The organism is Pseudarthrobacter ribosi (assembly GCF_055412865.1).
On sequence record NZ_JBVAYZ010000014.1, the window covers coordinates 97,451 to 103,672 of the forward strand.

The 6,222-nt window shown below is 68.7% G+C and carries 4 protein-coding genes; all 4 read right to left on the reverse strand.

Annotated elements, in window-relative coordinates; all coding sequences use genetic code 11:
- Positions 1-47: 47 nt before the first annotated feature.
- Positions 48-926, reverse strand: a complete 879-nt coding sequence (locus ACZYZ5_RS14400) for a DUF559 domain-containing protein (protein WP_463902516.1) — start codon at positions 924-926, stop codon at positions 48-50.
- Between the two features lie 211 nt (positions 927-1,137).
- Complete coding sequence (locus tag ACZYZ5_RS14405; protein WP_463902519.1) at positions 1,138-3,099, reverse strand: NHL domain-containing thioredoxin family protein; 1,962 nt, start codon at positions 3,097-3,099, stop codon at positions 1,138-1,140.
- A complete protein-coding gene (locus ACZYZ5_RS14410; RefSeq protein ID WP_463902521.1) occupies positions 3,096-5,258 on the reverse strand; it encodes a bifunctional copper resistance protein CopD/cytochrome c oxidase assembly protein in 2,163 nt (720 codons plus the stop codon). The genes ACZYZ5_RS14405 and ACZYZ5_RS14410 overlap by 4 nt, the downstream gene beginning before the upstream one ends.
- 131 nt (positions 5,259-5,389) lie before the next feature.
- The gene (locus ACZYZ5_RS14415) at positions 5,390-5,677 is read right to left on the reverse strand and encodes an HU family DNA-binding protein (RefSeq protein WP_024367639.1); all 288 of its coding nucleotides are present in this window, start codon (positions 5,675-5,677) and stop codon (positions 5,390-5,392) included.
- Between the last annotated feature and the right edge of the window lie 545 nt (positions 5,678-6,222).

Here is a 6,222-nt window from a genome sequence, read left to right on the forward strand (position 1 = left end):
CGTCACGCCGGGCGGTCTTTTGACCCCGACGGCCGCACCGCACCCCGTCATTCCGGGAAATCCGTTGTTCCAAGCGGCCAAGAACCTCCCTGCCGTGACGCCTTCACCGGCCCGGGCGCCCGGCCGAGGACTGCCAGGACCTCGGCCAGCATCCGCGCGGGGTTGTACACAACGTCCTCGTAGTAGTAGCGGAGCACGGAGTAGCCCCGAACCGTGGACACGTTATCGCGCCGATGGTCTTTCTTGATCTGGACCCACCCACCGTGATGGCGCCCATCCAGCTCCACAATCAGTGTGCCCTCCAGCAGGAGATCCACATATCCGACACCGTCAATGTAGACCTGCGTTTCCACCCTGATGCCGGCCTGGCGGAAATACGTCCTGGCGAGGGTCTCCAGCAGGGATTCGGCTCCGCGGTCCACCCAGGTGAGGACCTGGCGGGCGCGGCCGTTGCGCTTCCCGGGGAGTCGGTCCCGCAGGAACCCGACTGTCATATCGCCCCGGCCCACCGCGCACTCCACCATGACCAGGGCTTCAGCGAACGGCAGGCACCTCAGCGCGTGGATGAGCACGTCACCGAGGGCAGCAACCGGCCGACAGGGGTGCGGCTCGAGGAGCAGTCCGTAGTGCCCGGTCTGCCCCTCGAAGGCTTCACCGCGCCTGTGATGCACATGGAGCGGACCGGCGGAGTTCACACACCAGAGCCCGTAGAAGGGCACCGCGCTGCTGCACGTGAGGAGCTGCCGGTGCTGCAACAGCGCCACATGGTCCGGGGCCGCCGTCGGGAGCGCATAGAGACCCCGGACCGGCTGCAGAACGCCGGCCCTCACCGCCCGCCGCAGGGCGGCGTCGTCGATCCCCAAGCGGGCCAGGGCAGGCCGCCGGGCCGCTCCCCCGCAGACGGCCAAGGCCCTGAAGACATCCATGGGGCAATCGTTACGCCGGCCCCCACCGTGCCGGGAGCCCGTTGACCCGCTATGTGGAGATCTTCACGTCACCCGGCGCAGCGTTTTGCGGCCGCCAGCACCGTGAAACTCCGGGATTCCGCGGATCCGGTGCCCGGTTTAAGCCAAAAAGCTGCTGTCCGTGACGCCGAGTCACGAACAGCAGCCTAAGCCGGGCCCATTTCGGCGGCGGTCAGTCCATGCCGCGCAGGTCCAGCACCAGCTCGGTGTCGCCGTCGGCCTGCAGCAGCACGGGGATGCCCCAGTCCTGCTGGTACAGGTGGCACGCCGCGTGGTCGGGGATCTCGCCGTCCGCGTCCTCCGGGCCGTCGCAGGCAGCGGCGCGGGCGGTGATGTGCAGCACGCCCTCCGGCACGTCGGCGGAAAGTTTCAGGGTGCGGACCAGTCCCACCGAAGTTCCGCCGCCGGCCAGCAGCAGTTCCGGCGGGGTGGAGGAGATCTTCAGCTGGGTCGGGTCGCCCCAGCGGTCGTCCAGTTTCTGGCCGGTGGGTGCGGTGAAGCGGACCGACAGCTCAAGCAGCCCGGGGGCCACGGGGGTCTTGGGCCGGTGGGTCTGGGCCGCGCCTTCATCCACCTGCTGCGCTTCCTTGGGGATCGGCACGTAGACGAGCTGGTGCTTGTTCGCCTCCACCACCACCAGCAGCGGCTCGGCGCCGGCGACCTGGGTGTGGTCCACAATCACGTCGGAGGGTTCGGACAGCCCGCGCGCCAGGGTGGAGACCGTGCCCGAGACGGGATCGTAGCGGCGGACGGCACCGTTGTAGGTGTCCGCGATCGCGACCGAGCCATCCGGCAGCACGGTGACGCCCAGCGGGTGCTGCAGCCGGGCTTCGGAGGCCTTCCCGTCGCGGAAGCCGAAGTCGAACAGGCCCTTGCCGACGGCGGACTCAACGGCGATGGCACCGCCGTCGCCGATCACGAGCTTGCGTAGCGCCGAGGTTTCGGAGTCCGCCACCCAGATGTTGCCGTCGGCGTCCTCGGCGAGGCCGGAGGACTGGGCGAACCAGGCTTCCTCGGCCGGGCCGTCGAGCAGGCCTTCGAGGCCGTTGCCGGCGATGATGGACACGGCGCCCGAGCGCGGGTCGAAGCTGAAGACCTGGTGCACGCCGGCCATGGCGACGACGACGGCATGCAGTTTGGTGGACCAGACCACGTCCCAGGGCGAGCTGAGGGAGACCTGCAGCGGATCCGGTTCCAGCCGGGCACCGTAGGCGGCGCCTTCCTCGTCCACCCGGGCCGGTCCCGTCTCGAGGAGCCGCTGCACGCCGTTGCCGGCCAAGGTCCTGGCGGTCCCGTCCGCGAGGGACAGTCCGCGCAGGCGGTGGTTCACGGAGTCGGCAATCACGACGTCGTAGCCGGTCTCGGCGGCGACGTCCTCCGGGAGCAGGACCAGGCCCTGGGGTTCGTTGAAGCGGGCCGTGGCGGCGTTGCCGTCGGCATGGCCCTTCTCGCCGGAGCCGTACGTGGCCAGCACGGTCTGGAAGTCGGTGGAGAGCTCCACGAGGCGGTGGTGCCCGGTGTCGGTGACCAGCCAGGAACCCGCCGCTGATGAGCTTCCAACGCCGCGGCCGTCGGGGAGGAACAGGGCCTTGCCGGGGAACCGCAGGGTGCCCGACGTCGGCTCCGGCGCCACATACGGCCCGTCGCCGCGGTGCAGCGTGCCCTTGGCCTCGTGCTCGGCGATCAATTCCGGGATGAGCACGGCGAGGCCATCGGCATGGCCTTCGCCGGAGAGGTGCGCCACGATGTAGCCCTCGGGGTCGATGACGACCAGCGTGGGCCAGGCCCGCGCCGTGTAGGCCTTCCACGTGTCCAGCTCAGGATCGTCCAGGACCGGGTGGCGGATCTCGTAGCGTTCGACGGCGGCGGCCAGGGCCACCGGATCAGCCTCGTGCTCGAACTTCGGGGAGTGCACACCGACCGTCACCAGGACGTCTGAGTACTGCTGCTCGAGCGGGCGGAGTTCGTCCAGCACGTGCAGGCAGTTGATGCAGCAGAACGTCCAGAAGTCGAGCAGCACGATCTTGCCGCGCAGGGATTCCAGGTCCAGGGATTTCCCGCCGGTGTTGAGCCAGTTGCGGCCCACCAGCTCGGAGGCCCGGACCCGGAGGTGGGTGCGTACGGTTTCGGTCATGAGCGTCCTTCCAGCTTTGAGTTGCGTTCGGCCAGCCGGGCATCGCGCTCGGCCAGCTTGGCAAACATATCGTTGTAAGCAGTGAGATCGGCGTCGTTATTCCTGTCCGCCGCCCGGTCGGTGCGCTTGGACTCGCGCGCGTCGGAACGGGACCACTGGACGGCGACGCCGATCGCCACCAGCAGCGTGGGCACTTCGCCGATGCCCCAGGCCACGGCGCCTCCCAGCTGCTGGTCCAGCAGCGCTGACGGGCCCCAGGTGCGGCCGAGGTTGCCGAAGTAGTCTGCGGCCAGCAGCCCGGTGCCACCCATGATCGCGACGCCGAAGAAGGCATGGAAGCCCATGGTGGCCAGCAGGAGCATCAGCCGCATGGGGTAGGGCGCGCGCCGGGGCAGCGGGTCGGTGCCGATCATGGTGAGCACGAAGATGTAGCCGGTGAGGGCGAAGTGCAGGTTCATCAGCTCGTGGCCGATGTGGTCACGCATGGCGTAGCCGAACGCGTCCGAATAGTAGAACAGCACGATCGAGCCGGCGAAGTTGGCGGCGGCGAACAGCGGGTGCGTCACCAGCTGGGAGAACTTCGAGTGGATGACGATCAGCAGCCATTCGCGCGGGCCGCGGGAACTGTCGCGGCGCGCCGTGAGCGCACGCAGGGCCAGCGTCACGGGGGCGCCAAGAACCAGGAAAATGGGGGCCACCATGGTCAGAGCCATGTGGTCCACCATGTGCGCCGAGAACAGCACCCGGCCGTAGACCGCCGGCGGACCGGAAGTCACATACGTAAGCACCCCGAGCCCGATCACCCAGTTGACGGTCCGGAACCACGACCAGGAGTCACCGCGCCGGAGCACCTTCCGCAGGCCGAGGATATAGGCCACCAGGCCAAAGACCGCGACGGCGACCCAGAGCCAGTCGAGGCGCCATTCGGTCAGCCAGCGTTCCGGGGTGAGCTCCGGAGGAAGTTCGTAGCCCGAGACGATAAAGGCCGGTGAGGCATTCGGCGCCAGGGCCTCGCCCTGCGGCGGCGCCGAGCGGCCGAGCGCGACGGCGATGCCCGACGTCGCCCCCATGATCAGCAGCTCCGCCACGACGAGCTGCCAGAGCACGCGGCGGGCGGACAGCCCCCCGACCTGGCTGCCCAGCTGGGGGATGACCCAGCTCCGGTGCATCAGGCCGATGCCGCCAAGGACGAGGGTCGCCGCTGCCTTGGCAAGGATCAGCTGCCCGTAGGCCGAGCCGAAGAGGTCGTTCCAGGAAGTGAGGCGGATGCTGGAGTTGATCACGCCGGAGGCGAAGACGAGGACGAAGGCGAAGCCGGCCAGGTCGGAGAAGCGCCGGAACGTCGGCTCGGTGATATCAGGGCGGCTGCCGGACTTCGCGCCGGACGCGGCGCCTCCTAGGGTGCCGGAGAGCAGGGCCAGCGTGATGATGCCGCCGACCCAGGCCGATACCCCGACCAGGTGCAGGCCGAGCGAGTTGATGGCGCCTTCGTGGTCAGCGGAGCTGGCGGAGTGCCCGATCAGCGCCGACGGGACGAGCCCGATGAGGGACAGCATCAGGGTTGCCGCCAGGGCCCCCCGGGAGCGGACCCCAAAGAGGGCCGTCGTGACCACGGCGGCGATGACAACAACGGCCAGCCAAGCGCGCCCGGTCTCGAGGTCGGTCATGAAATAGACCAGGGAGCGGGTGAATTCCGGATCCCCGGAGATCGCCTGTCCGGCGATGTCCGAGTAGCTCAGCACCAGCACCGCAATCGCCGACAGCGTCCAGACGGCCCCGGCGGCGGCGGCGACCGCCAGCGTCCGGGTGAAGGCCGGATGTTCCGGGGCGTCGTTGTCTTTGGACCGGGAGCCGGCGTGGGAGCGGGGCAGGATTCCGACGGCGAAGAGCAAGCCGCCGATCACGGTGGCCAGCGCAATGTTATGCACGGCTTTGCTGACCGGCAGGCCCCAGCGGACCAGGGCGCCCGGGTCGGAGACCTCGCGGGCGGCTGCGGCGCCGGAGAACACCAGCGCGGCAACGAGTCCCAAGAACAGCGCCGCAAGGCCGGCGAACAGCCAGGCCCGGGAGACTTTGCCGGAACCCGCAACGGCGCCCCGCCCTCCCCCGGTCGGGATGGGAGCGGCGGTGGTGGCACGGGGATTTGCTGCGGAAGGCACAGTTCCATTGTCCGCTACGCCCGCCTGCCCGCCGAATCGAGCGCTGCCCGCCATCTGCCCGGGCACGGCGCTTAACGAAAAAGGAGCGGCGGCCCAGAGGGCCGCCGCTCCTTTCAAGCGTTCACAGAAGACTACTTCTTCTTGGAGACCGCGGCCTTCAGCTTCGAGCCGGCAGTCAGCTTGACGCTGTGGCCTGCGGCGATCTGGATGGTCTCGCCCGTCTGCGGGTTGCGGCCGGTGCGAGCTGCACGGTCGGTGCGCTCAACTGCGAGCCAGCCCGGGATGGTGATCTTTTCGCCCGCGGCGACAGAGGTCTCGAAGACCTCGAACAGTGCATCCAGCACGGAGTTGACGGCTGCCTGGCTGGTGCCGGCCTTGCCTGCTACCTCTGCAACAAGTTCACTACGGTTCTTAGCCATTTATGTCCTCCTGGACTGTCATGATTTCTGGAGCCTGCACACGGCATGCGTACAAGCCACTGTCCGAAAACTTACCAGCTTGCCGCCGCCGAGGTGGCAAATTCCGCGTGTTTTCGGCCTTTTTCGAGGAAAAACCCGGGAATCGACGCCTTTCGGGGCCATATTTCGCCAACAGCGGACGCGCCCTCAGCTGGGGCAGGGTCCGCCCTGATGCTCCCGCAGATCCTGCATGATCGCGGGCGACGCTCCCGGACCCCTTGCAGCCGGACGACGGCGGCCTCCCGCGCTGCGGGGCCCCACCGGCCTCTCTGACGCCGCTGGGCTCCAGCCGCGCAGGCACGGGTACTTGGGAACCTGGATCATGCACCAAGGGCCGGCCCGGCGGGGGTTGCGTGCCGGTGGCTGCGGCGGTGGGTGGAGAACATGCTCCACCTTGATTCCCCGTTAAATGCGGGAGAGCCCCGACCGTGTGGTTGGGGCTCTCGACCGTTTAATGATGTTCCGGCGGTGACCTACTCTCCCACACCCTCCCGGGTGCAGTACCA